22 protein-coding genes are annotated in these 25,354 nt (G+C 58.1%); 8 read left to right on the plus strand and 14 right to left on the minus strand.

The window, feature by feature from the left end:
- Window positions 1-22: 22 nt before the first annotated feature.
- The 8 genes from BS300_RS17110 to BS300_RS17145 form a co-directional block, all read right to left on the minus strand.
- Window positions 23-1,105: a glycerol dehydrogenase gene (locus BS300_RS17110; RefSeq protein ID WP_071914185.1), complete on the minus strand. Its 1,083-nt coding sequence runs from the start codon at window positions 1,103-1,105 to the stop codon at window positions 23-25.
- Between the two features lie 136 nt (window positions 1,106-1,241).
- Entirely contained in the window at window positions 1,242-1,958 is a 717-nt protein-coding gene (gene dhaM / locus BS300_RS17115) for a dihydroxyacetone kinase phosphoryl donor subunit DhaM (protein ID WP_071914187.1), read from the minus strand.
- Window position 1,959: 1 nt separating this feature from the next.
- Window positions 1,960-2,589, minus strand: coding sequence for a dihydroxyacetone kinase subunit DhaL (gene dhaL, locus BS300_RS17120; protein ID WP_040067693.1), 630 nt, complete (start codon window positions 2,587-2,589; stop codon window positions 1,960-1,962).
- Window positions 2,590-2,604: 15 nt separating this feature from the next.
- On the minus strand, window positions 2,605-3,675 hold the full coding sequence (dhaK, locus tag BS300_RS17125) for a dihydroxyacetone kinase subunit DhaK (RefSeq protein WP_071914189.1): 1,071 nt from the start codon (window positions 3,673-3,675) through the stop codon (window positions 2,605-2,607).
- 238 nt (window positions 3,676-3,913) lie between these two features.
- Window positions 3,914-5,272, minus strand: a complete 1,359-nt coding sequence (locus BS300_RS17130) for an NCS2 family permease (protein WP_042032197.1) — start codon at window positions 5,270-5,272, stop codon at window positions 3,914-3,916.
- A 272-nt stretch (window positions 5,273-5,544) separates the two neighbouring features.
- Window positions 5,545-5,754 (minus strand): cold-shock protein, encoded by a 210-nt coding sequence (locus BS300_RS17135; protein ID WP_156854046.1) that lies wholly within the window; start codon window positions 5,752-5,754, stop codon window positions 5,545-5,547.
- Window positions 5,755-6,257: 503 nt separating this feature from the next.
- A complete protein-coding gene (gene yjbD / locus BS300_RS17140; protein ID WP_042032196.1) occupies window positions 6,258-6,542 on the minus strand; it encodes a DUF3811 domain-containing protein in 285 nt (94 codons plus the stop codon).
- A gap of 143 nt (window positions 6,543-6,685) precedes the next feature.
- Entirely contained in the window at window positions 6,686-7,588 is a 903-nt protein-coding gene (locus BS300_RS17145; RefSeq protein WP_071914191.1) for a cation diffusion facilitator family transporter, read from the minus strand.
- 469 nt (window positions 7,589-8,057) lie between these two features.
- On the opposite strand from BS300_RS17145, the gene BS300_RS21555 reads away from it, so the two are divergent.
- Complete coding sequence (locus tag BS300_RS21555) at window positions 8,058-8,180, plus strand: hypothetical protein (protein ID WP_005306071.1); 123 nt, start codon at window positions 8,058-8,060, stop codon at window positions 8,178-8,180.
- Between the two features lie 228 nt (window positions 8,181-8,408).
- Here BS300_RS21555 and BS300_RS17150 read toward each other — a convergent pair whose 3' ends face one another.
- Complete coding sequence (locus BS300_RS17150; protein WP_033116044.1) at window positions 8,409-8,987, minus strand: single-stranded DNA-binding protein; 579 nt, start codon at window positions 8,985-8,987, stop codon at window positions 8,409-8,411.
- Between the two features lie 371 nt (window positions 8,988-9,358).
- On the opposite strand from BS300_RS17150, the gene uvrA reads away from it, so the two are divergent.
- The 5 genes from uvrA (at window position 9,359) to BS300_RS17175 (ending at window position 18,712) form a co-directional block, all read left to right on the plus strand.
- The gene (uvrA, locus tag BS300_RS17155; RefSeq protein WP_071914193.1) at window positions 9,359-12,187 is read left to right on the plus strand and encodes an excinuclease ABC subunit UvrA; all 2,829 of its coding nucleotides are present in this window, start codon (window positions 9,359-9,361) and stop codon (window positions 12,185-12,187) included.
- Window positions 12,188-12,298: 111 nt separating this feature from the next.
- Window positions 12,299-13,972, plus strand: a complete 1,674-nt coding sequence (locus tag BS300_RS17160) for a diguanylate cyclase (protein WP_071914196.1) — start codon at window positions 12,299-12,301, stop codon at window positions 13,970-13,972.
- A 445-nt stretch (window positions 13,973-14,417) separates the two neighbouring features.
- Window positions 14,418-15,032 carry an outer membrane protein OmpW gene (ompW, locus tag BS300_RS17165; RefSeq protein WP_071914198.1) on the plus strand — a complete coding sequence of 205 codons (615 nt, stop codon included), beginning with the start codon at window positions 14,418-14,420 and terminating at the stop codon, window positions 15,030-15,032.
- A 225-nt stretch (window positions 15,033-15,257) separates the two neighbouring features.
- On the plus strand, window positions 15,258-17,237 hold the full coding sequence (locus BS300_RS17170; RefSeq protein ID WP_071914200.1) for a methyl-accepting chemotaxis protein: 1,980 nt from the start codon (window positions 15,258-15,260) through the stop codon (window positions 17,235-17,237).
- 8 nt (window positions 17,238-17,245) lie between these two features.
- Complete coding sequence (locus BS300_RS17175) at window positions 17,246-18,712, plus strand: ABC transporter substrate-binding protein (RefSeq protein WP_071914202.1); 1,467 nt, start codon at window positions 17,246-17,248, stop codon at window positions 18,710-18,712.
- A 52-nt stretch (window positions 18,713-18,764) separates the two neighbouring features.
- Here the strand turns inward: BS300_RS17175 and BS300_RS17180 are convergent, their stop codons facing one another.
- Complete coding sequence (locus BS300_RS17180) at window positions 18,765-19,565, minus strand: GNAT family N-acetyltransferase (RefSeq protein WP_071914204.1); 801 nt, start codon at window positions 19,563-19,565, stop codon at window positions 18,765-18,767.
- 334 nt (window positions 19,566-19,899) lie between these two features.
- Between BS300_RS17180 and metF the strand changes: the two genes are divergently transcribed.
- Window positions 19,900-20,796, plus strand: coding sequence for a methylenetetrahydrofolate reductase (gene metF / locus BS300_RS17185; RefSeq protein ID WP_071914207.1), 897 nt, complete (start codon window positions 19,900-19,902; stop codon window positions 20,794-20,796).
- Window positions 20,797-20,855: 59 nt separating this feature from the next.
- On the opposite strand, the gene BS300_RS17190 is transcribed toward metF, so the two are convergent.
- The gene (locus BS300_RS17190) at window positions 20,856-21,926 is read right to left on the minus strand and encodes a DUF3103 family protein (RefSeq protein WP_043851630.1); all 1,071 of its coding nucleotides are present in this window, start codon (window positions 21,924-21,926) and stop codon (window positions 20,856-20,858) included.
- Window positions 21,927-22,046: 120 nt separating this feature from the next.
- On the minus strand, window positions 22,047-23,222 hold the full coding sequence (locus BS300_RS17195) for a benzoate/H(+) symporter BenE family transporter (RefSeq protein ID WP_071914208.1): 1,176 nt from the start codon (window positions 23,220-23,222) through the stop codon (window positions 22,047-22,049).
- Between the two features lie 121 nt (window positions 23,223-23,343).
- Here BS300_RS17195 and BS300_RS17200 point away from each other — a divergent pair, with 121 nt between their 5' ends.
- A complete protein-coding gene (locus tag BS300_RS17200) occupies window positions 23,344-23,913 on the plus strand; it encodes an XRE family transcriptional regulator (protein ID WP_071914210.1) in 570 nt (189 codons plus the stop codon).
- A gap of 9 nt (window positions 23,914-23,922) precedes the next feature.
- On the opposite strand, the gene BS300_RS17205 is transcribed toward BS300_RS17200, so the two are convergent.
- Window positions 23,923-25,119 (minus strand): NnrS family protein, encoded by a 1,197-nt coding sequence (locus BS300_RS17205; protein WP_071914212.1) that lies wholly within the window; start codon window positions 25,117-25,119, stop codon window positions 23,923-23,925.
- The coding region (locus BS300_RS21435; RefSeq protein WP_204378244.1) for a hypothetical protein at window positions 25,100-25,354 on the minus strand (255 nt) is incomplete at its 5' end. The genes BS300_RS17205 and BS300_RS21435, both read right to left, overlap by 20 nt.

The following is a 25,354-nucleotide window of genomic DNA, read 5'->3' on the forward strand; positions in this document are numbered from 1 at the left end:
TGGCAGGTCAGTGGTAGCGCGGTTACAGCCCCAGCTGGTGGGCGGTGACGATGGCCGCCAGCACATCCTCGGCGGTGACCTTGAACGGCATATTGTGGATGGTCTCGCCCTCGGCGGTGGAGGCCTTGGCCACCTCCATCAGGCGCGCCATATCCAGCTCCTTGACCCCCATCATATGCAGGTTGGTCGGCAGGCCCACCGAGCGGCAGAAGGCCAGAACGGTTTCGATCTCCTCCATCGGGGCGTTCTCCAGCACCAGCTGCACCAGGGTACCGAACGCCACTTTCTCGCCGTGATAGAGGTGATGACACTCGGCCAGTTGGGTCAGGCCGTTGTGGATGGCGTGGGCGGCGGCCAGCCCGCTGCTCTCGAAGCCGATACCGCTCAGATAGGTGTTGGCCTCGATGATGTTCTCCACCGCCTTGGTGCAGAGCCCCTGCTCTACCGCCAGCTTGGCCTTGTAGCCATCGGCCAGCAGGGTCTTGTAGCAGAGCTCGGCAATGGCCTGCGCCGCCAGCGTGGAGGCGCCACCGGCCATGGTCTGGCAACCGGAAACCTTGTTGGCGCGCGCCTCGAAGTAGGTGGAGAGCGCATCCCCCATGCCGGAGACCAACAGCCGTACCGGAGCGCGGGAGACCACGCCGGTATCCATGATGACCATGTTGGGGTTGGTCGGGATCATCAGGTATTCGCTGAACTGCCCCTCCGGGGTGTAGATGACCGCCAGCGCGCTGGTGGGAGCATCGGTGGAGGCGATGGTCGGCACTATGACCACCGGCACCTTCTGATAGAAGGCGACCGACTTGGCGGTATCCAGCGTTTTGCCGCCGCCGATGCCGATGATGACGTCAAACGGGGTCTGCTTGCAGCGGGCCAGCAGGCGGTCGATCTCGGGGCGTGAGCACTCGCCGTTGAAGCAGTCGAACTCGGGCTTGATCCCCGCGCCGTGGAAGCTGGTGGCCACGGTATCGCCGACCAGCTTGGTGACGAAGGCGTCGGCCAGGATCAGTGGCTTGCTGCCGAGCGCTTTGACGTAGTTGCCGATATTGGCGAGGGCCCCGTTGCCTTGCACGTATTTGCTGGGGCTGATGATAATGCGGTCCATATTCTATCCCTCTCTCTTTATGAATTAAGAATCGGGGCGAAGGGGCGGCAGTGCCGGGGACTCCTTCGTCTTTACTTGCACAACAGTGGTGCTGCACAGGCTCAGCGAGCGAGTGCAGCCCCTTGAAGCAGTGGCGTCAGTCGCCGAAGCGCTCGGCGGCCAGCTGCTGGAAGCAGGTCAGTGCGGCGGTGGCATCCTCGCCGCGCGCCAGCAGGGTGAGCTGGTCGCCCTGACGCACGTTGAGCATGGCGAGCCGGGTCAGGCTGCGGGGATTGGCCTCTTTATCCCCCTTTTGCAGCTTGAGCTCAGCGGCAAAGGGCTTGAGGGCGGCTACCAGCCGGGCGGCGGGGCGCACATGCAGGCCGTGGGGGTTATCCACCACCACCTCGCAGCGCAGCCAGCCGTCGTCGGCAACGGGGGCTGTCTCGGTGGCGGCCTGCGCTGCGCTGGCAGGCAGCATCGCTTGTTTCGGGCCAAGGGCACCGAGCGCCTCGGCGGCCACCTCATCCAGCGTCAGGCCGGAACCGGCCGCCACCACAGCGGCCAGAGTACCTTCGACCAGCGGGGCGGGGCAGAGCCGTACCCTCGCGCTCAGATCAGGCGGCAACAATTCGAGGGCGGTTTCGGCACTCAGGAGAGCGCTGCCTAAGTCCATCAGCACCAGCACACCGCTGCCGTCATCCGCCTCTTCAATTGCACTCATCACCGCGATGGCGTCGGTGCCGATGGGGTGGTCGGGATCATCGACCCCGGCCGCCAGCAGCAATCTGGCCGGGCTGCCGAGCTGGTCGGCCAGCGCTTTCAATCCGGCCGCCAGCATGGCGCTGTGAGAGACAACTACGATTCCGATCATGTCATAACCTCGCTCTGTCACGCAGGGCGGTCAGCAGCAGCAGGGTCGAGGTGGCCCCGGCATCCTGATGGCCGATGCTGCGCTCGCCAAGATAGCTGGCGCGCCCCTTGCGGGCCTGCATCTGGATGGTGGCCTCGGTACCGGCTGCTGCGGCCGCTACTGCCTTGTCCAGCGCGTCGTTGAGGGGCAACTCTTGCTGCTGCGCCTGTTGCAGGGCGGCCAGTGCCGGCCACCAGGCATCGCACATGGTCTTGTCGCCCGGCTCGGCGCGGCCGCGGGAGACGATCCCCTCCACCCCGTCGCTCAGCATTTTGCACAGCTGGCTGAGACTGAGGCTCTGGCAGGCATCGCTGCTGGCCGCGGCCCGGATAAAGAAGGTGCCGTAGAGCGGGCCGCTGGCGCCGCCGACCGAGGAGAGCAATGTCATGCCGGTGGTTTTCAGTACCTGCCCGATATCCTTGTCCGCCACTGCGGGCAGCTTCTCGGCCACCTTGGCGAAGCCGCGTTGCATGTTGAGGCCGTGGTCGCCGTCGCCGATATCGGTATCCAGCGCGGTGAGGTAGTCACGCTGCTCGGTAAAGATGTGTTCGCAGTCGAGCAGCCAGTTGACGATGTGGTGTTTGCTTAGCATGGCTATCGGCACTCCTTAGCAGCCGCGACGCAGGGCGGGGGTGTGAACGGGGGCATCCCACAGGGTCATCAGCTCATCATCCACCTTGAGCAGGGTGATGGAGATGCCGGTCATGTCGAGGGAGGTGCAGTAGGGGCCGATCAGGTTGCGCACCAGATGGATGCCCGCCTCTTCGCACAGGGTGGCGAGGCGGCCATAGACGCCATAGAGCTCGGAGATGGGGGTGCCACCGAGGCTGTTGACCAGCGCGATAACCCGATCGCCCCTGTTGAGCGGTTCGATAAAGGTGTGCTCCTCCTGCCAACTGCCGCTGGTGCGATCCCAGTGGCGCAGGGTGCGGCCATAGGGGGTGTTGTCAGCAAGCTCGCTGAACATGTCGTCCACCAGGGTATTGAGGTCGGTGAAGGGGCGACGCTCGATGCCCGGCTCGCCGTGGATACCGACGCCGAACTCCAGCTCGTTGTCCGCCAGAGTGAAGGAGGGCTTGCCAGCGGCCGGCACGGTGCAGGCATGCATGGCCACGCCTATGGTACGGCTCTGGTTGTTGATGCGACGGGCCAGCGCCTCGCAGCGCGCCAGATCGTAGCCCGCCTCGGCAGCGGCTCCGACCAGCTTCTCGCACAGCACGGTCGTGGCGACGCCACGGCGACCGGCGGTGTAGAGGCTGTCTTTGACCGCCACGTCGTCATCGATCAGGGCGAAGCCCACTTTTACACCATCGCTATGCAGCAGCTCGACCGCGGTCTCGAAGTTGAGTACGTCGCCGGTGTAGTTCTTCACCAGAAACAGCACGCCTGCGCCGCCATCAACGGCCTGACCGCACTCGTACATCTGATCCGGGGTCGGGGAAGTAAAAATCTCGCCGGGGCAGGCGCCATCCAGCATCCCTTTGCCCACCAGACCGCCGTGCATCGGCTCGTGGCCGCTGCCACCGCCGGAGACCAGCGCCACCTTGCCCATCACGGGGGAGTCGGCGCGGGTGATGTAGTGGGGTTCGATACGTACCTTGAGCTCGGGGTGGGCGGCTGCCATCCCCATCAGTTGTTCACGGACCACGGCATCGACGGCATTGATCAGTTTCTTCATGGCTCACTCCTTGGCTTGCCACCGCACGGGTGGGCAAATGGTTGATGGAGCCAGTCTAACGACAGAAAAAGGGATAAAAATGACGGCCGATTTGGTTCGGATTTGAAACAGCAGAAGGGGGATGGATGTTTCAATCTGAAACGGCGCAGGGCTGGCGGGCGGGAAACTGTTAGCTGACTCACAGCCATGAAAAAGGGCCCCGCAGGGCCCTTCGCTACAATCGGAATATGCGGGCAGGTTAGATGGCCCAGCCACCGGCGTAGAAGACCACCAGCGCCACGGCGATGATGACGGTACCGACGTTCAGCTTCTTCCACTCGGCAGCGAACAGACGACCGATGACCAGCGCCACGAAGCCCAGCATGATGCCGGTCACGATGTTGCAGGTGAGCACGATGAAGACGGCACACAGCATGCCGGAGAGCGCATCGACCGAGTCGCTGAAGTCCAGCTTGGTGACGTTGCCCAGCATCAGCAGACCGACGTACATCAGGGCCGGTGCGGTGGCGTAAGCCGGTACCAGATAGCTGAGCGGGGAGAGGAAGATCATCAGCAGGAACAGCACGCCGACCAGCGCGGCGGTCAGACCGGTCTTGCCACCGGCCGCGGTGCCTGCGGCAGACTCGATGTAGACGGCAGCCGGAGCGCCACCGACGGCGCCTGCCACCATGCTGCTGACGGAGTCGGCAGTCAGGGCCTTGCCGCCGCTGATGATATGGCCACGTTCGTTGATAAGGCCTGCCTGACCGGCCACGGCACGGATGGTACCGGTGGCGTCAAACACGGCGGTCATCACCAGCGCCAGTACGGTCGGAATCACCACCGGATTGAGGGCGCCCAGCAGATCCATGCTGCCTACCAGAGAGCCCTTCTCGCCAGTCAGGCTCGGCATGGCGAAGAAGCCCTGCCAGGTTACTTTCGGGTCGAAGATAAGGCCGAGGATGGAGATGGCGATAATCACCATCAGGATGCCGCCCGGCACCTTGCGACGCTCCAGACCGAAGATGGCGGCCAGACCCAGCACCGTCATGATGACCGGGAAGGCGGTCACTTCACCCAGTTGCACCGGCAGACCGGCCCCTTCGTTCTTGATCACCATGCCGACGCCGTTGGTGGCGATCAGCAGCAGGAACAGACCGATACCGATACCGGTGCCGTGGGCGATGCCGGAGGGGAGGTTGTCCAGGATCCACTGGCGCACGCCGGTGACGCTGATCAGGGTGAACAGCACCCCCATCAGGAAGATGGCGCCCAGGGCAACCGGAATGCTCAGTCCCTGACCCAGTACCAGACTGAACGCGGTAAAGGCGGTGAGGGAGATGGCGCAACCGATGGCCATCGGCAGCTTGGCCCACAGCCCCATCAGCAGGGAGCCGAAGGCGGCGATCAAACAGGTGGCCACAAACACCGGGCCCTGCTCAAAGCCGGCAGCACCCAGCATGTTCGGTACAACTATGATGCTGTAGACCATCGCCAGGAAGGTGGTCAGCCCCGCGACCAGCTCCTGACGCACGCTGCTGCCGCGCGCAGAAATGGAAAAATAAGAGTCCAGAAAGCCGCCAGTCCCTGTTTGGGCGGCCATATCTTGCTTTGCCATAACTAATCCTGAAAGTGTGAAGGAAATCGTTTGCGTTGGTGGCGCGCAAAATAGCAAGAATCTGTGACAAAAGCAGCGGATAACTGGAATTTTTCCTCAAGATCTCTGCATGAGAAGCCATTCGAAGCTTGTTTGGAGACTCAATTGATAAGATACAGCGAAAAACAGCTCGGAGCTGGTGAGGGACGGGGAGGGGATGGCGGTGAGCAGATAGCAAAAAACCCGCCTTGGCGGGTTTTTTCATTCAGACCGGACGGTTGCCCGGGCGTGAATTACAGAGCTACTACGTTGGCAGCAGCCGGGCCTTTCTGGCCTTGCTCGATGGTGAACTCAACGCGCTGACCTTCGTCCAGGGTTTTGAAACCCGGGGTCTGGATGGCGGAGAAGTGAACGAACACATCTTTGCTGCCATCAACCGGGGAGATGAAACCAAAACCTTTCTCGGAGTTGAAGAACTTAACGGTACCAGTCACTTTAGACATAATAATTTCTCTTAAATTTAGTGTTAGAAATGCCATCAAATGGCAAATTTGATTTTTCGTCAGCAATACGTATGGGAAGCACTAAAGAAGGAGAATTATTCGTCAAGCATCATCGAAATAATACTTGCACTAATCACTGCTTTACTAAAATGACTGCCTAACATAATCAGGACTGAACTGCCGAACTATCGCTGACGATTAGAACACGCACTCTTTTTTAAAGCAAATGTTATCTCGTTCTTAACGTTTTATCGTGAATTTAACCTGATGCAGTAAAAAACAAACATGATGTATATCAATCGGATAGGCGCATGCTTTGCGCTTTTTCCATGAAGAAATAATTTTCCCGGGATGGTGTGGCAAGCAAAGTAACGGCGTAAAACGACGGTTCCTGGCGGGATCAAAAATAACATTCCCGTTTGGGGATTATCAGTCTCTTGCGAGACACAAAAAAAACAGCCTCGCATAGGGCGAGGCGGCTCTTGCATCAGAATCCGGATTGCTCAGCGTTTGCTGCGAAATTTGTTGCTGACCGAATCTATCCAGCTGAAGGTTTCCGGCAATGCCTGATTCTTGGCGCGTTCTTTGGCTTTCTCCCGCGCCAGCTTGGAGGCTGCCTTGGCCGCTTCGGCGCGGTCGGCCACAATCTTCAGGCGACCCTCTTCACGGATCTTGTTCCGCTCGCCATTGGTCAGCTGGTGATCGGCATTGGCTTGCGCCTTTTGCAGCATCAGGGCTATCTCGGCTTTTTCGGCCTCGGTCAGATCTTTCATTTCCAGCTTTTTCATGGTGCGCTCCTGCGGCAGGGTGTCAGCCACCCTAACACAGTTGTCATATCGCGCCCCCATGCAATCGCCGTTATGCCGAACAAAGACTTGATTGTGTGACTTCGCCGGATATTCGCGACCTTTTCCTGCCAGTTTGCCGTATTTCAGCTGAGAGTGAGCTGCGCTTCTGTCAGTGCCTCATCCGGTTCGACATGGATCAGCACGATGGCGTGGGGCAGCTCTGCCATGATGGCGTGCTCGATCCGGTCGCAGATATCGTGGGCTTCACCAATGCTCATCTCGGGCGGCAGGGTGAGGTGAAAGTCGATATGGCGGCGGCGGCCGGCACGGCGACTGCGCAGGTCGTGGAAGCCGCTGGCACTCGGACAGCATTCGGTGATGATGCGGCTGGTCATTGCCAGCTCTTCCGGGCTCATGCTCTCGTCGATCAGGGGCTGGAAGGCCTCGTTGAGCATGCTGATCGCCTCTCTGACGATAAACAGGGCAACCCCGATGGCGACCAGCGGGTCGAGTATGGCGAGAGAGTGGCCAAACAGACCGGCCAGCCAGATCCCGCCAAGGCCGACCGCAACACCGGCAGAGGTGAGCACATCCGCCTTGAGATGCAGTGCGTCAGCCGCCAGTGCAACCGACTCTTCTTCCCGGGCCACCTTGTAGAGGTAGGCCGAGACGCCGCTGTTGACCAGGGCAGAAATGACCATTACCAGCACACCCCAGCCGATGCTTTCGATGGCGGTTGGTTGCAGGATCTTGTCGACCGCCTCGAAGATGATCCAGCCCGCGGCGAGCAGTATCAGCAGTGCTTCGATGACGCCGGAGACGTTCTCTATCTTGTCGTGGCCATAGGGGTGGCGATCATCGGGAGGCAGATCGGACTTTTTCACGGCGAACAGGGCGATCAGGGCGGCCACCAGATCCATGGCGGAGTGGATGGCCTCCGAGATAATACTGACCGAGCCGCTGGCAAATCCGGCTACTAGTTTCATGGTGATCAGGCTGATATTGGAACAGACCGATACCATGGCTGCTCTGGTTTTTCTGCTCATGAGACTATTTCCTGAATAAATAGCTGACTTTCCGATGTGGCCGGCCATTATATAGAGTTGTTCGGGAATAACCTATTCAGGGTTGTAACTTCATGTTTCTGGTGATATTGAGAATGCTTATTAAAATTGTGGCGCTTAAATGCATTTAATATTTATAAGCAAGTTCCTTCTCTGCCGGATTATATTATTCGTCCATTTTTCATGAGGTTGTTCTGAGAATATCAGTGGAACAACATTTAATAATGCGAATAACTCTTTTTTGGTCTTTCATGCCGGCCCTATTCCCTTGTCTGGAACAGGGGGTTTATGAGACGGAGAATGAGGCTGGATCCGGACGCATATGGGGGGTATGCTGGGTTTGGTGATGGTCAGGTGCCATCGCATATAGCGTACTGAAGTTGATGATTCGGATGACATGCTGGCTCCCTTGAGGAACCAACTGTCTGGGTAACATTTTTGGAGTTTGATGATGAGTAACAAAGAACATCACAACGGCAAAGATGCCAAGAAAAAACCGCAGATGTCACTGAAAGAGAAACGCGAAGCCAAACGTCAGAAAGCAGAACTGAAAAACGGCAGCGCAATGAAGTAACGCTCCCTTACTGCTGTTCCTTCGGAGCCAGTACAAAGCCAGCCTGTGATGGGCTGGCTTTTATGTTTCCGGCCCGCGGACAATGCCGTGATTATTCCCCCCGAAACAGCAATCTTTTGGTATCCATCCCTGACGGGAAATAAATCGGTTTTCTCCAGAACAGTGACTGCTGTGATATGGATATAAAAAAGCCCTGATTAATCAGGGCTTTTTTGATCTTGCGACGACTTAGAAGGGGATGTCGTCGTCGAAATCCATCGGCGGCTCGTTGTAGACCGGCGGGGCAGACTGGGGCTGCTGTGCCGGACGGCCGTAGCCACCCTGCTGCTGCATGTTTTGCTGCGGAGCTGCGGCCGGACGCTGCTGGTTCATCGGTTGCTGCATGGCTTGCTGCGGTTGACCCCAGCCACCTTGCTGGCCACCCATGTTCTGGCCCATGCCCTGACCGCCTTGCGGACGGCCACCCAGCATCTGCATGACACCGGTAAAGCTGTCGACCAGTACTTCAGTGGTGTAGCGCTCCTGACCGCTCTGATCTTGCCATTTGCGAGTCTGCAGTTTGCCTTCGACATAGACCTGGGAGCCTTTCTTCAGGTATTCGCCAGCCACTTCGGCCAGTTTGCCCATGAAGACGACGCGGTGCCACTCGGTGCGCTCTTTCTGCTCACCGGTCTGCTTGTCGCGCCAGGTTTCAGAGGTGGCCAGAGTAATGTTGGTCACAGCACCGCCACTCGGCATGTAGCGTACTTCCGGGTCTTGCCCGAGGTTACCGATCAGAATGACTTTATTGATGCCTCGACTGGCCATAATCTCTCTTCCACCTTTATATTCCGGTCAGGCAAGGCCTGGACCCACTAAATAAGTTACCGCGCTTTTTTCATGACCATGTCGTTATCATATTGAACAGCATGGTCTTTCTATAACCGTTGCAGCAATCAGAGTGCTCGTTTCGCATGTTCTGATTCAGGTTTAGCCCCCAATAGTAACAGTTGATCACTCTGCGGGCGAGCGCTTGCTGGTGTGGATTGTGGGCAAACTCGCCGCCTTGGTCAGGGTGTGACGAAGGGGGCTATCCATCGTAAAAAAGGATAACGGCGATAGATAATGCCTGTCTATTCATCCAGTAGTCTCTATGCCATACTGACTCGCTCAGGTTTCTGTATCGAGCGTGCAACAAGATGGAAAAGATCGTGGTCCGGGGTGCTCGCACCCACAACCTCAAGAACATCAATCTGACCCTGCCCCGCGACAAGCTGATCGTGGTCACCGGCCTCTCCGGTTCGGGCAAATCCTCTCTGGCGTTCGATACCCTCTATGCCGAGGGGCAGCGCCGTTATGTGGAGTCCCTCTCCGCTTATGCCCGCCAGTTCCTCTCCCTGATGGAGAAGCCGGACGTCGACCATATCGAGGGGCTCTCGCCCGCCATCTCCATCGAGCAGAAGTCCACTTCCCATAACCCGCGCTCGACCGTCGGCACCATCACCGAGATCTACGACTACCTGCGTCTGCTGTTCGCCCGGGTCGGTGAGCCGCGCTGCCCGACTCACGCCATCCCGCTCGCCGCCCAGACCATCAGTCAGATGGTGGATCAGGTGCTGGCCCAGCCGGAGGGGAGCAAGCTGATGCTGCTGGCCCCGGTGGTGCGCGATCGCAAGGGGGAACACACCAAGCTGGTGGAGAATCTGGCGGCCCAGGGCTACATCCGTGCCCGCATCGACGGCGAGGTGTGCGATCTCTCCGACCCGCCTGCGCTGGAACTGCACAAGAAGCACACCATCGAGGTGGTGGTGGATCGCTTCAAGGTGCGCGAGGATCTGGCCTTGCGTTTGGCCGAGTCGTTCGAGACGGCGCTGACCCTCTCCGGTGGCATCGTACTGGTAGTGCCGATGGATGGCGAGGAGGGGGTCGCCCCCATGACCTTTTCCGCCAACTTCGCCTGCCCGGAGTGCGGCTACTCCATGTCGGAGTTGGAGCCGCGTATCTTCTCCTTCAACAACCCGGCCGGTGCCTGCCCTACCTGCGACGGCCTCGGGGTGCAGCAATATTTCGATCCGGCCAAGGTGATCGGCGATCCGGCCATCAGCCTGGCCAACGGCGCTATCCGCGGCTGGGACAAGCGCAGCTTCTACTACTTCCAGATGCTCAAATCCCTCTCCGAGCACTACAAGTTCGATCTGGAGACTCCGTGGGAGGATCTGCCACTGAAGACCCAGGAGGTGATCCTGCGCGGCTCCGGTCGCACCGAGATCGAGTTCCGTTACATGAACGATCGCGGCGACGTGGTGGTGCGCAAGCACCCGTTCGAGGGGATCCTGCACAACATGGAGCGGCGCTACCGGGAGACCGAGTCCAACTCGGTGCGTGAAGAGCTCTCCAAATACATCGCCAACAAATCCTGTACCAGCTGCGGGGGCAGTCGACTGCGGGAAGAGGCGCGCCACGTCTTCGTCGACAACCGCAACCTGCCGGCCATCGCCGAGCAGTCCATCGGCGATGCACTGGCCTTCTTCGAAGGGTTGAATCTGACCGGCCAGCGCGCCCAGATCGCCGAGAAGATCCTCAAAGAGATCGTCGAGCGGCTCGGCTTCTTGGTAAACGTTGGCCTCAACTACCTGAGCCTGTCGCGCAGTGCCGAGACTCTCTCAGGCGGCGAAGCGCAACGCATTCGACTGGCCAGCCAGATTGGTGCCGGTCTGGTGGGGGTGATGTACGTGCTGGATGAGCCCTCCATCGGCCTGCACCAGCGCGACAACGAGCGGCTGCTCAAGACCCTCACTCACCTGCGCGATCTCGGCAACACGGTGATCGTGGTGGAGCACGACGAGGACGCCATCCGCCTCGCGGACCATGTGCTCGACATCGGCCCGGGAGCCGGGGTGCACGGCGGGGCCATCGTCGCGCAGGGCACGCCGGAAGAGATCATCAATAATCCCGAGTCACTCACCGGTGACTACCTCTCCGGTCGCAAGCAGATCGCCATCCCGGTCGAGCGCACTCCGCTCACTGGCAAGTGGCTGAAACTAAAGGGGGCGAGCGGCAATAACCTGCGCAACGTCAACCTGGATCTGCCCATCGGGGTGATGACCTGTGTCACCGGCGTCTCCGGCTCCGGCAAGTCGACCCTGATCAATGACACTCTGTTCCGCATCGCCCACCGCGAGCTCAACAAGGCCACCGAATCCACGCCGGCGCCTTATCGCAGCGTGGAGGGGCTGGAGCATCTGGACAAGGTGGTGGATATCGATCAAAGCCCCATCGGCCGCACCCCGCGCTCCAACCCGGCCACCTACACCGGCCTGTTCACCCCGATCCGCGAGCTGCTCTCCGGCACCCAGGAGGCGCGCTCGCGCGGCTACCAGCCGGGCCGATTCTCTTTCAACGTGAAGGGGGGGCGCTGCGAGGCCTGTCAGGGGGATGGGGTCATCAAGGTGGAGATGCACTTCCTGCCGGACGTCTACGTGCCGTGCGACGTCTGCAAGGGCAAGCGCTACAACCGCGAGACGCTGGAGGTGAAGTACAAGGGCAAGAACATCCACGAAATCCTCGAGATGACGGTGGAAGATGCCCGCGAGTTCTTCGACCCTGTGCCGGCTGTGGCGCGCAAGCTGCAGACCCTGATGGATGTGGGCCTCTCCTATATCCGCCTCGGCCAGTCGGCCACTACCTTGTCTGGCGGTGAGGCGCAGCGGGTCAAGCTGGCGCGCGAGCTCTCCAAGCGGGATACCGGTCAGACCCTCTACATCCTGGACGAGCCGACCACCGGCCTGCATTTCCACGACATCCAGCAGCTGCTCAAGGTGCTGCACCAGTTGCGGGATCGTGGCAACACCATCGTCATCATCGAGCACAATCTGGACGTCATCAAAACCGCCGACTGGATCGTCGATCTGGGACCGGAGGGGGGCGCCGGTGGCGGCCGTATTCTGGTGACGGGGACGCCGGAGGAGATATGCGCCAATAAAGAGTCTCATACAGCACGCTTTTTACGGCCCCTGCTGAAGAGATAAACCGTTATAATCGTGGGGCCTTGGGCCCCTTTTTTATGATGAAAATCGGGAGCGTGGAGGTTTCGGGCGGTGCGTGGCATCGCAGCATCACTGCAATGGATATGTCGGTTTATGGCTCAGGCTTCGCGCACCATCGATCATCAGTTGGCTTACTCCATGTTTCCTGTCTGGCTGGGCGCCATCTTGTTGCTGTTGATCGTGGTTGCCTGGGCTCAGGTGCCAGCCGCCAACCGCATTGAAGATCAGCGGATGAGGGAGCATTTACTCCGGGCCAGCAGGGTGGTACAGGCCGATCTGGCCTCGCTGAATGCCTTGAGTCGTGACTGGGGGCTTTGGGACGATAGCTACCGCTTTATGGCCAGCAAGAAGCGCGCTTACATTGAATCCAATCTGCTCAATGACATGCCGATGCAGGACTTCAGCCTCAACCTGATGAGCTTTATGGATCTCAATGGTTATGAGGTCTGGACCCGCACCCTGCTGCCTGATGCCCCCGGTGTCAATCCGGATCAGTTTCCCTACTTTCTAGACGAGTTGAAAAGAGAGTTGAGGGCGGAGTCATTGGCACTGGGCGGAGGCAATCTGCACGGGATCCGCTCTTCCCAGTGGGGGCCTCTGATGTATGCCTGGCAGCCGATTCGGGATAGCAAGGGTGCATCCACGTTCAACGGCTTTTTGCTGCTCTTGCGTTGGCTCGACAAGAGCTATCTTGGCGAGGTATCGGATCGCACCGCTCTGCCGCTGGCCATTACCCATATCAATACAGATCTCTCCGCTTCGTTTACGCCGCTGGGGCCACAAATGACCTATCGCCTGACCAATCTGGGTCTGGCGCGTCTTCGGGGAGAGGTTCGCCTGTTGAACAGTGAGCGTCACCCTGTGCTGACTCTGCAAATCGAAGAGGAGCGCACGGTTTTGAGCGGTGTACTTGAGGGGGCCCTCTGGACCTTCGTTGGCATGCTGGTTATCAGCTTCATATGCGTCACCATCGCCATGTCCCGTTTGAAGGCTATCGTACTGACGCCCCTGCAGCAGCTGGTTGCGGCGTTGCAGCGCTTTGGCGATAAACCGGATGCAGGCTTGATCCCGGAGATCGACAGCAGTGTCGAGATGGCCATGCTGAGCGGCAAGTTTCGAGAAATGGCCAGCAAGGTGAGTGAACAGCATGATCAGCTGCTGGCGAGATCGAACCGGATGGAAGCGGCCGCTTTCACCGATCCGTTGACCCGCTGTTTTAACCGACGTTATCTGGATGTGTGGTTGCAATCCCATGTTGCGACCCCTTGCCTATTGCTGCTGCTCGATCTCGATCACTTCAAACGGATCAACGACGAGCTGGGGCACGATATCGGTGATCTGGTGCTGGGTCAGCTGGCCGAGTTGTTGCGCAAACTGGTCGCTGGCGAGAGTGAGCCTCTTATCAGGTTGGGAGGAGAGGAGTTTCTGCTGCTGTTGCAGGTAGAAGATGAACAAGAGGTGGCCCTGCGTGTCGAATACATCTGCCAGCGCATTGCTCAGCACCGTTTTGGCCGTGAGGAGCTGCCACTGTGGTTGACGGTTTCCGCGGGATATTGCAGTTACCCGCTGCATGGTGCGATGCCGGATTCATTCTGGAGCCATAGCTTCAAGCTGGCCGATATGGCGCTCTATCAGGCCAAACAGGGGGGCCGCAACCAGTGGCGAGGCTATTCGGGGAGAGTGCATGATGATGCTGTTGGTCAATCTGCTGAACAGCTCGCGCATAGCTTGCTGTTAACCGAGTGGATGTCAACGAGTCGCGGTTAACCCTGACGCACGAGCACAAGGTAGGCTATCGCGAACATGAAACCGAACAGGATAAAGAGAAAGGAACCTATTCCCCAGATGGCAGCAAGTATGGCTCCCACCTTTTGCCACCGAGACTGATTCTTCATAAATAAAACATTACTTCCTGATAACTTGTGCGCCGCAAAAATACGCTTTTTTACATTGATTAACAACAAGGCGCCGAGGGGAATTGCCCTTGTAAGGTGTAATTGAATTGCATCTTAAGCGAAGCGGTATTGTTATCCAGGCGACGCTATCGAGGCTTTTGGCTTTCCGAGAGGGGGATGAAACGAACCGCAAAGATGTCAGCGCAATCAATTTATTTCTGTGCAACCTTTGCTCCAAGTCAATAACTTTGCATTTACAAGGATCTATAGTCAGCAGGCTTACAGCATCAAATGAAAACAAAAAAAGGGATTATGTGATGAAAAAATTACTTCCTCTGATGATTGCCGCTGCAGTGACCTCTCCTTTCGCCATGGCCCACCAGGCTGGCGACATTCTGGTTCGTGGTGGTGCTGCCATTGTCTCCCCCCAAGGGAGCAGTGACAACGTACTGGGTACCGGTGAATTTGAAATCAATAACAATACTCAGCTGGGTTTGACTCTTGGTTACATGATCACCGATAACTGGGGTGTCGAATTGCTTGCTGCAACGCCTTTTTCTCATAAGGTAAGTACTGCTGGCTTGGGTGAAATTGCCAAAGTTAAGCACCTGCCGCCTACCCTGATGGGTCAATACTACTTCGGTGATACGAAGAGCAAGGTTCGTCCTTATGTTGGTGTCGGTATCAACTACACCACCTTCTTTGACGAGAAGGGCGTTGGCAAACTGGATGGCGCCAATATCAGTCTTGATGACTCATGGGGATTGGCGGGCCAGGTTGGTATCGATATGGCTGTGACCGACCGCTGGTTTGTGAACGGTTCTGCCTGGATTATGGACATTGACACTGATGTCAAAGTCGATGGCGTTGGCACTTTTAAAACACATATTGACCCGATGGTCTTTATGCTGGGTGTTGGTTACCGCTTCTGATGATTTGATTCTGACGGCCCCTTGCTCTGGGACCGTAGAAAATAGCAATGTACGTCTCTTTCAGCTCGGCTTGTGCCGGGCTTTTTTGTCCCCGCAATTGCCACTGATTGTGATCCAGTCCCATACAAATCAATTAAATACCCAAGCCCGGTTTCAGTAATTAGCCACCCCCGCCGATAGTGACTATGTTCACTTTACCTTTCCCCAATGAGTGAGGATGTCTCCATGGGTTTATCTATTGTGCAGCGGATCATCGCAGGATTCGTGTTGATGCTGCTGTTGCTGATCCTGCTTGGCGTGATCAGTACTTTCAAAATCAAAGGGATCAACGAGGGTTTATCGGCCGTATCCGATCGGGCAACGCCACTGGTTGGCGCCGTCGCGGGTCTCAAGGGGGCGTTGCAGGATAGCAACCGTTGGGTGCTGATCTACCGTACCAGCGAAGAGGGGGATCAGCTGCCACAGCTGGCCAGCCAGTTCAAAGAGCAGCAGAACCGTTTTGCCCAGCTCAGTCAGGAGATGGGCAAATTTACCGACGTGGCGGATGCCCGAGCCCGTTTTCAGCAGGTCGAAAATGCAACTCGCCAGTTCTACTCGCTGGCGGATCAGGTGCTGGCTCAGCATGGTCAATGGGTCAGTGCGCTGGATCAGCGCCGCAAGCTGGAGATGGCGTTTATCCGCCTCGAAGATACCTACCAGTGGGCTGCCGACTTGCTGCTGCAACAGACGGCCAGCAAACGCTCCATGCGCAACAAGGCTGAGCTGATTACCTCTGGTATTGCCCGTGATTTGAAGAACATTCGTCGTGCCGATGCCAAGACCGATCTGAACGAGCTGGAGAAAGTGCTGAGCAAGGATATCGAGATGGCCCGCAAGCGGCTGGATCGGGTGCTGGTGCCTGATGATGTGAAAGCCCGTTTCGTTGCCAATCTGGATCGAATGCAGGAGCTGGCACTTGGCCCGCAGGGCCTGCTGGCAACCATGCGTCAGGCCCAGCAATTGGAGTTGTCACTGGCAAGCCAGAACCAGCAGCTAGATGCCAGCTTGATCAACAGTCTGAACCTGCTCGATGAGATGGGTAAATCCGCGAGCGCAATTGCCAGTGAAAGCCGGGTCAATGCCGATGCGGCGGTCACCAGCGCCAGTTTCTGGATCCTGGTGGTAGCTGCCATCTCTGCCGGTGCGGCACTGGTGATTGGTTATACCACCACCCGCAGTATTCAGCGGCCGTTGCAGATGATCGACAAGGAGCTGAGCTACATGGCGGCCGGTGATATGACCCGCCGCATCAACTATCGCAGCAGTTGCGAGTTTGGCAGCCTCTCCCGCTCCATCGATACGCTGGCGGGCAAGACTGGGGAGCTGCTCTCCCAGATCAATGCGGGATCCCGCCATCTGGTGGATGAGGCGAGCCGGGCGGCCGAGATCAGCGAGCGAGCCATGTCGCGGGTACAGGAGCAGAAGAGCCAGACCGATCAGGTCGCTGCTGCCATCACCGAACTTGAAGTGAGTGCGACCGAGGTTGCGCGCTCCACCGATGGGACAAAGCGCGAGGTGGATCTGGCGGATGAAGAGGCCCGCAGTGGCCGCCAGAAAGTGGCAACCACCCGCCAAATTACCGAACAACTGGCCGGAGCCATGGAGGAGGCCGTTGGCATCACCTACAAGCTGGGCGAGTTCAGCAACAATATCGGCAGCATTCTCGATGTGATCCGCAGCATTGCCGAACAGACCAACCTGCTAGCGCTGAACGCCGCCATCGAGGCGGCTCGGGCTGGCGATGCCGGTCGCGGCTTTGCGGTGGTCGCTGATGAAGTGCGGGCGCTGGCCAATCGCACCCAGACGTCGACCGAGGAGATCCAGGCGATGATCGAGAACCTGCAGAGCTCCAGCAAGCACGTTGTCGAAGTGATGGGGCGCAGTCAGGAGCAGACCCAGAACTGTGTCGAGCAGACTCGCGAGATGGACAGTGCACTGCAATCCATCGCCGATCGGATGGGTGCCATCAAGTCGATGGCGGATCAGGTGGCGCACGCCGCTCAGGAGCAAATCTCGGTCAGCCAGGGGGTGGCTCGCCATATCTCGGGCATTGCCGAGGTGGCGTACGAGACGGAGCGCGAGGCGCGTGAGTCGGCCAGCAGCAGCGAAGTGCTGGCTGAACTGGTCGCCAAGCAGCAGCAGTTGATTGCACATTTCAAGGTCTAGGAGGGCTTATGTCTAAAAAGTGGATTGGAGCCCTGAGTCTCCTGTTGTGTGGCCAGTTGATGGCCAGTGAGTTGGTGATAGAGAGCTGGCGTACCGATGACAAGGCATTGTGGGAACAGAAGATCATTCCGGCATTCGAAGCGTCACATCCCGGTATCAAGGTAAGTTTTCACCCTGTTCAGAACGTCAACTACATGCCGACCCTGTGGGAGAATCTGAAAGGGGGCAAGGCCGGTGACCTCATCACCTGCCGCCCGTTTGATGATTCGCTGGCACTGTTCAAGGCGGGTCATCTGGCCGAGCTGACCGAGATGGCGGGAATGGAAAACTTCCCGAGTTTTGCCCAGTCGCCCTGGCAGACGGACTCCGGTGCTCAGACCTTCTGCGTCCCCATGGCGTCGGTTATCCATGGTTTCTTCTACAACAAGAAGATTTTCAGCGAGCTGGGGCTGGCTGTACCGCAAACTCGCGATGAGTTCTTTGCTGTGCTCGACAAGGTGAAGGCGGATGGCCGCTATGTGCCGCTTGCCATGAGTGGTTCCGAGAGCTGGGTTGCCTCCGAACTGGGTTTCCAGAACATCGGCCCCAATTACTGGAAGGGTGAGGATGGGCGACTGGCGCTGATTGGCGGGCAGGAACGGCTCGACAATCCGCAATATGTGAAGGTGTTCGACGAGCTGGCTCGCTGGCACGACTATCTTGGCGAGGGGGCCGAGAGTCGTGATTATGCGACCAGCAACGAGCTGTTTACCTCCGGCAAGGCCGCTTTCTATGTGGCTGGCTCCTGGGAGATTGCCCCTTTTACCGGCAAGGTTGATTTCGGCGTAATGCGCCCGCCAGTGGCGAAACAGGGTGACGGCTGCTTCTTTACCGATCACACCGACATCGGCATGGGGATGAATCCGGCCAGCAAGAACAAAGAGGGGGCAATGGCTTTCCTGCAGTGGCTGACAACCCCGCAGTTTGCCGAACTCTATACCAACTCGCTGCCGGGATTTTTCTCCCTCTCCAACCACTTCTTTGATGTCACCAATCCGGCGGCAAGGGAGATGATGGGGTGGCGCGATCAGTGTGACTCGACCATTCGCGTGGCGACCCAGATCCTCTCTCGTGGTACTCCCAAGTTGGGGGATGAGCTGGCGGAAGTGAGTCAGGCCGTGTTGCTCGGCAAGATGGAACCCAAGGCTGCCGCAGAGCGGTTGGAGAATGGCCTCAAGGGGTGGTATGCCCCCCATCAGGGCAACAAGGCCAAGGGGCAGGATTGTCAGTGTGATGCAGTCGCTCCGGCTGCGGCAGTTTCCGCGGCCCCTGCAACGACCGACACTCCTGCTGCACCTGCACCTGCACCTGCACCTGCACCAGTGGCATCGGTTGCTCCTGCTCAGCCAGCGTCGTCTGCTGCCGCGCCACAACCGGCATCTCCCCATGAGGTGGAGCAGGCGCTCTCCAAAGAGCTGGAGGCGCCTCAGCAATAGCGGGGTTTGTAAAAGGAACGGGAGGCATCAGCCTCCCGTTTTTGTTGCTGCTCTACCGAGGTTCATGGGGCCAGCGGCAAAGGCTGCCGATGCGGGCGACCGGAGTGAAACCAAGCGAGCGGTAGATCTGCTGTGCGTGGTAGTGCTCGTCGGCCACTATGATCAGCTGTTCGACGCGAGAGAGCCCGTGTTGAGCAACCTGGCTCAGCAGCTGGCGGCAGAGCCCCTGATTCCGCCATCTCCGGTGGGTTCTTACCAGCTGAAAGCGCCCCAACTTATCGGTAAAGAAGAGACCGCAACTGGCAACTAGTTGCTCATCCAGCCAGACCCCCCACCAGTTACCCAGGCCATCGGCGATCATCGCCTGATAGAGCTCGCTGCGGGAGTGAAGGTAGGAGAGATAACTCTCCTTTGAATGGGCTTCATCCCGCTCATGGAGCTCGAAGTCTATCCACTCCTGCCAGTCAGCAGGCTTGAATGCACGTACTTTGGCATGGGAAAGAGCGCTATCGGACATTTGCCAGCCATCCTTGTCGAGTGCCAGAACAACGCACTCCAGATACTGATATCCGGTAGTGACGAAGCCAGCGACCCGGCTGTTCTGCCCTTCGGCCAGTGGCCACTGGAAAGTTCGGTGCTGGATCCTGGGATCCTGGCCAATCAGCTGATCGAATGCGGCTTCCAGCCATCCTTTATCCCTGTCACTGGGGGGAGAGGCAAGCAGCAGATAGTTGCCAAAGTAGTAGTCGGGAGCATCCGGAGTGCGCACTGCCCAGAACTGCTCGTGCCGGGTGACCTCGCCCTGATAGCGATCAAACAGCAAGTCGGTGGCAAAGCCAGGGTGGGTATCCATGATGGTGCTCCTGCGAAGATTCAATCTTTTATCGGCAGGTGCAGGAAGAAGTAGATAAAAAGGGGCCGGAGAATTGATTCTCCGGCCAAACAATCACACGCAGATTCAGAACGTCCAGGACGATCCGTCGTCTATCATAACTCGCTCGGGATAATTTTGGGATGAGGAGTTCCGCTTAGTCGTTGATTAATTTGTAACGATGAGTTTCATCTGACGGTGTTTGTGAAATGACAGTTGACTTTATATTGCTTTACTCATAAATATAGAGACGTTTAGACGTCCAAACATCCGTTTTGGCGTGCGTAGATGGATTGCAGGACAGGGAGAAGAGCAGATGGGATTTCACAGTGCACGTCAGGTTGAAGCGCTCAACCAGAGTCTGGCAGATTTGAATGGCGATATATCGGTCAGTTTCGAGTTTTTCCCCCCCAACAGCGAAGGGATGGAAAACACGCTCTGGCAGTCCATTGAGCGACTGAAAGTGCTGGAACCCAAGTTTGTCTCCGTGACCTACGGCGCTAATTCAGGTACCCGGGACCGTACTCACAAGGTGATCAAGGATATCAAGGAGCGCTCCGGCCTGATTGCCGCGCCCCACCTGACCTGTATCGATGCCAGCCGCGACGAGTTGCGTACCATTGCCCGCGACTACTGGAACAGCGGTATCCGCCATATTGTGGCGCTGCGTGGTGATCTGCCTCAGGGGCTGGAGAAGCCCGAGATGTATGCCACCGATCTGGTTGCCCTGCTCAAGGCTGAAGCTGACTTCGATATCTCGGTGGCGGCCTATCCGGAAGGCCACCCGGAGGCAAAGAGCGCCCAGTCGGACCTGCTCAACCTCAAGCGCAAGATCGATGCTGGTGCCAACCGTGCCATTACCCAGTTCTTCTTCGATGTGGAGACCTATCTGCGTTTTCGGGATCGTTGTGCCGCTATCGGTATTGATGCCGAAATCGTGCCGGGGATCCTGCCGGTCTCCAACTACCAGACCCTGGCCAAGTTTGCCGGCTTCACCAACGTGAAGATCCCGCGCTGGATGCATCAGCGTTTTGAAGGGCTGGAGAACGATCAGATGACTCGTAATCTGGTGGGGGCGAGTATCGCTATCGATCAGGTGCGGGTGCTGAGTCAGGAGGGGGTCAAGGATTTCCACTTCTATACCCTGAACCGATCCGAATTAACCTATGCCATCTGCCACACCCTTGGGGTGCGACCGAAAGGTCAGCCGTAATCGGCAGAGGGATAAAAAGCCAATGAGTTGCTCATTGGCTTTTTTGTTATGGCGACCCGTCAGGGTCTGGTCGGGGCGATCTCTTTCGGCTCGAGATCGATCACGGCATTGCCTGCCGCTCCCGGATACTGGTGATAACTCTGGTCCTGCTCCAGGGTGTAGAAGGTATCCAGATAGTCATCGTCGTTGGTCATCCAGGAGTCGGGCAGCGCCTTGACGATACGACCGCCCAGATCGAGGAAGGGGAGTCCCTCCGGCACTCCGCCAGCGGTAAAGCCGAGCTTGAGCGCCTCAATCAGCAGGTCGGCCAGCTCCTTGTAGTTGACGTTGTCATCCTGCTCCATCATCACGATATCAACCGCACCCCAGCGGTAGCGATCCCAGTACACCAGGATCTGGTTGGGGGTGTAGTCGGTATTGTCATAGTCGAGGTAGGGCATATCGACGATATCGACCACGGGTTCATCCCGACTGGGGTTGACCCCGGCAACGACGGCATAAACCTCGGCAGCACCGAGCAGCCAGGGCTCCTGATCATCTTTCAGTCTGATCTTTTTCAGGATGCTGGTTTTGAGCGGTGCAGTGCTGGCAGAAGCCTTGGGTTGGGGGGCTGCCTGCATATCGGCCGCGGCAAACGCCTTGCGCATCACCTGCAGACCGGCATTTTTGGCTTTCACCGGATCTGCTTCGACCACGAGCACGGGTCGGGCCGGTGCCTTGTCGACATCCAGATAGACCGGATTGCCGGCGCTGTCGAACGCTTCGATGGCACTCCAGCTCTTCTCATCACCGCTCGGGACATAAGCGACCAGCGGTTCAACCCCCTGTTGCAAGGCGGCAGCCTGTTCCGGGTTGGCCAGTCGCAGCTGCATCAACTGCTTCACTTCCCCGTCGAGCCCTTGTCGGGCGATCGCTGCCTGATTGGCATCGGTTGCTTGCCGTTTAAGGCGGGTGGGCGCTTTCTTCAACAACTCGGGCAGCGGGCTTTGGTACTGAGGATTGCTCACCAGAGGCAGCAAACTCTTCTGTTGTAGCGCGAGCTGGCGCGCCAGCTCCCGATCTGTATCGGCAGCCTGGACGCTCGTGGCGCCCAGTATGGCCAGTAATAACAAGACAGCCTGATTTTTCATTTTTATTCTCCGTTATATGAACCTGACAGGCGGCAAATTGGGAAGAAGATGCCGCCTGATGCCACTAGATTAAAATTAGTTTCAGTTGTGAACTATTTTGTACGGAGAGTGTGGAATGGTTCACGGTTTGCGATCCAATTGATTCCTTTGTCGATAAATTTGGATGCCATAGAGCCCCATGCCGATGAGCAGTCCCCAGCAGGCGGCAGCGATGCCGAGCAGGTTGATCCCGGAAGCTGTGATGATGAAGGTCAGCAGGGCAGCCTCACGGGTATCATCGTGTTGCAATGCGGTGTGCAGGCTGCTGCCGATGGTGCCGAGCAGGGCTAGCCCGGCGACACAGGTCACCAGTGTCGCCGGGAAGGTTGTGAACAGCGCCGCCACCGTGGCCCCGAAACAGCCGGTCAGCAGATAGAAGCAGCCAGCCCACACTGCCGCGGGCCAGCGCCGGTTGGCATCCGGATCTACCTCTTTCCCCATGCAGATGGCAGCGGTGATGGCCGCCAGGTTGAAGGCGTAACCGCCGAATGGAGCCAGCAGCAGACCGGTCAGGCCGGTCCAGGTGATGAGAGATGAGGTGGCGGGTTGATAGCCGTGGGCCCGTAAAATGGTAATGCCCGGCATGTTCTGGGAGGTCATGGTGACGATGAACAGTGGCAGAGCGATACCAAACAGGGCACCAGGGGAGAACTCTGGCCAGGTCATGACCGGACCGGCCAGTTGCCAGTGAATGGTGTCAAGCTGCAGTTCTCCTCTCAACAGGCAGATGAGAATGCCGACCGCCAGCACCAGTAGCATGGTATAGCGTGGCCAGAGATGGCGGCCGAGCAGGAATGCGAGCAACAGGCTGCCGAGCAGCATGGGATCTGCCGGTGCGACTTTGAACAGATCCAGCCCGAATTTGAGCAGTACCCCGGCGAGCATGGCCGCCGCCAGCTGGGCGGGGATATGACGCATTAGCCGATCGAACCAGCCGCTGATGCCGCACAAGGTGATCAGCAGGGAAGAGATAATGAAGGCGCCGATGGCCTCGGCCAGGGTGAAGTTACCCAGGCTGGTGATGAGCAGGGCGGCCCCCGGGGTCGACCAGGCGGTCAAGACGGGGATGCGGTAATAGAGGGAGAGGCCGATGCAGCTGATGCCCATGCCGATACCCAGCGTCCATAACCAGGACACGAGCTGGGCAGCATCGGCCCCCGCTGCCGTGGCTGCCTGAATGATCAGGATGACCGAACTGGTATAACCGACCATCACGGCGATGAAGCCGGCGACCAGATGAGGAAGGGCAAAGGGCATGGTGACGTCCTTGTGGGATTGTGACGGTGTGTGTGTTATTGCGTACAATATTGCTTCAGACTATATCGCTGTGCGTTATAGCGCACAAGGCGATTCAAGCAAGCGCAACAAAGAGGCAGTCATGCAAGAGATGAATCAGCATCTGGCCCAACGTCTGAAGGGGTTACGCAGCGAACTGGGCTGGAGTCTGGATGTAGCGGCGCGCGAAACGGGTGTCAGCAAGGCGATGCTGGGCCAGATTGAACGGGGGGAGTCGAGCCCGACGGTGGCTACCCTGTGGAAGATTGCCACCGGCTTTCGGGTCTCCTTCTCCAGTTTCATCGAGCCTGCGCCTGCTGCGCAGAACGAGGTGCTCTACCGCACCGCCGATGCTATTCGCCAGCAGCCGGCGGGAGAGGGCATGCAGGTCGCCCCTCTCTTCCCTTATGAGAGGCGCTTTGGTTTCGAATTGTTTGAGCTGACCCTGTTGCCCGGTTATCAGCGAGAATCAGAACCCCATGAGCCCGGAGTGACCGAGCATGTCATCGTCATCAGCGGCCAGATGGACGTGCTGGTGGAGGGAGAGTGGCGTTCCTTGACACAGGGAGAGGCGGTGCGTTTTGCGGCTGATCGCCCTCATGGCTATCGCAATCAGGGGGTGGCCCCGGCTATCTTCCACAATCTGATCCACTATCCGGCCAGCAGGTCTTGAGCTGGTGGCTCAGCCAGGTCGCCCATCTGCACGAGGGCTGGTCAGTATGGGGGCATAGACCCAGACAAACAGACCATACGCCAGACTCCAGGCCAGGCCGCTCAGGTTCCAGCCGTGCAGGGTATAGGCAGGCCAGAATAGCGGGATCACGACCCTGAGTAGGGCGGCCATGATCACCAGCGCGAACGCGTACTGGATCCTGCGCCCCACCTGCAAGGCCCGGCCACTGTGACCAAGGGAGACCCGGGCTATCATCCCCAGAATCATGGTCCCCATGCAGCCGGCAGTGAGCAGGTGGCTGGCCAGCGACAGACTGATGGGTAGGCCGGCAGCCAGAGCACCAAGGGCGAGCAGGCCGAGGGGAATAAACAGGTAGGCGAGGTGCAGCGACCACAAGAGGGGCTGGCCAAGAGTGGACGGCAGTCGCCAACGCAACTGGCGCCACAGATGCAAAACGGCCGCCACTATATATAGAGGGAACATATAAATGCTGGTGGTCCACTGTGTGGGTAGCAGCAGCCAGCTCACCAGGATGAGCCACAGCGTGGCAAGAGCCGCTCGCTCCAGCCAGAGAATAGGAACAGCTTTTTCCATCCCGGCGGCTCTGGCGGTAAAGAAGGGGATGACTCGTCCTCCCATCACGGCGATGAGGTTCGTAAACAAGAGCACAGCGGTAATGAACAGATGTTCCATATCTACCCACTGTGCCTCCCACAGCCAGCTGGCAGCGTTGAGCAGGGTCAGAACAACCAGCAGAGGCACAAAGAAGAGGTTGCGCCATTGTTTAGTCTGCACGATAGGTTTGGCCAGATACCAAGCGCAAAGCGGCAGCCAGAGCAGGTCTGCCGCCATCAAGAAGGTATTGTGCTCGCCCAGCCAGGGTAGCAAAGCTCTCGGCAATGCCCACAGCACTACGATCAGCACTAGCGGCCAGCTTCTAACCCCGGGGTGAGCGGTCCAGTTTTGCACTGCGGTCAGTAGAAATCCTGCAACAATTGCTGCTCCGAAGCCAAACAACATCTCGTGAGCATGCCACCAGATGGGATTGCCAATCCCCGGCAAGACGAACCAGCCATTGAGCTGCCCAAGCCAGCCCAGCATTGCCAATGCTGAGAACAAGGCGCCGAGCAGGAAGAAAGGCCGAAACCCGAGGCGGAACAGAGGAACAATGTTCTCCTCTTTACGGCTATCCAGGATCTGATGCATGACGAAACCTTAATTGAACATTTGAAAAGACAATTATAAATTGGCTTTTCAAATGTTCAATTAAAACCGACATGTTGATAAGGGCAAGAAGTGAGAGGGCTGTGATAAACCGTGGCAGATAGCCTGATTTTGCTATCGCGGTGCCTGTAGCGAGCTGATTTCGCCGGTTTAATATGCCAATTGGTGGCTTTGTGAGCGAACGAACGGCGAAAGCCATCTTTTTGCAATTATCCGC

The organism is Aeromonas sp. SCS5 (assembly GCF_001887375.1).
Lineage (GTDB): Bacteria > Pseudomonadota > Gammaproteobacteria > Enterobacterales > Aeromonadaceae > Aeromonas > Aeromonas jandaei.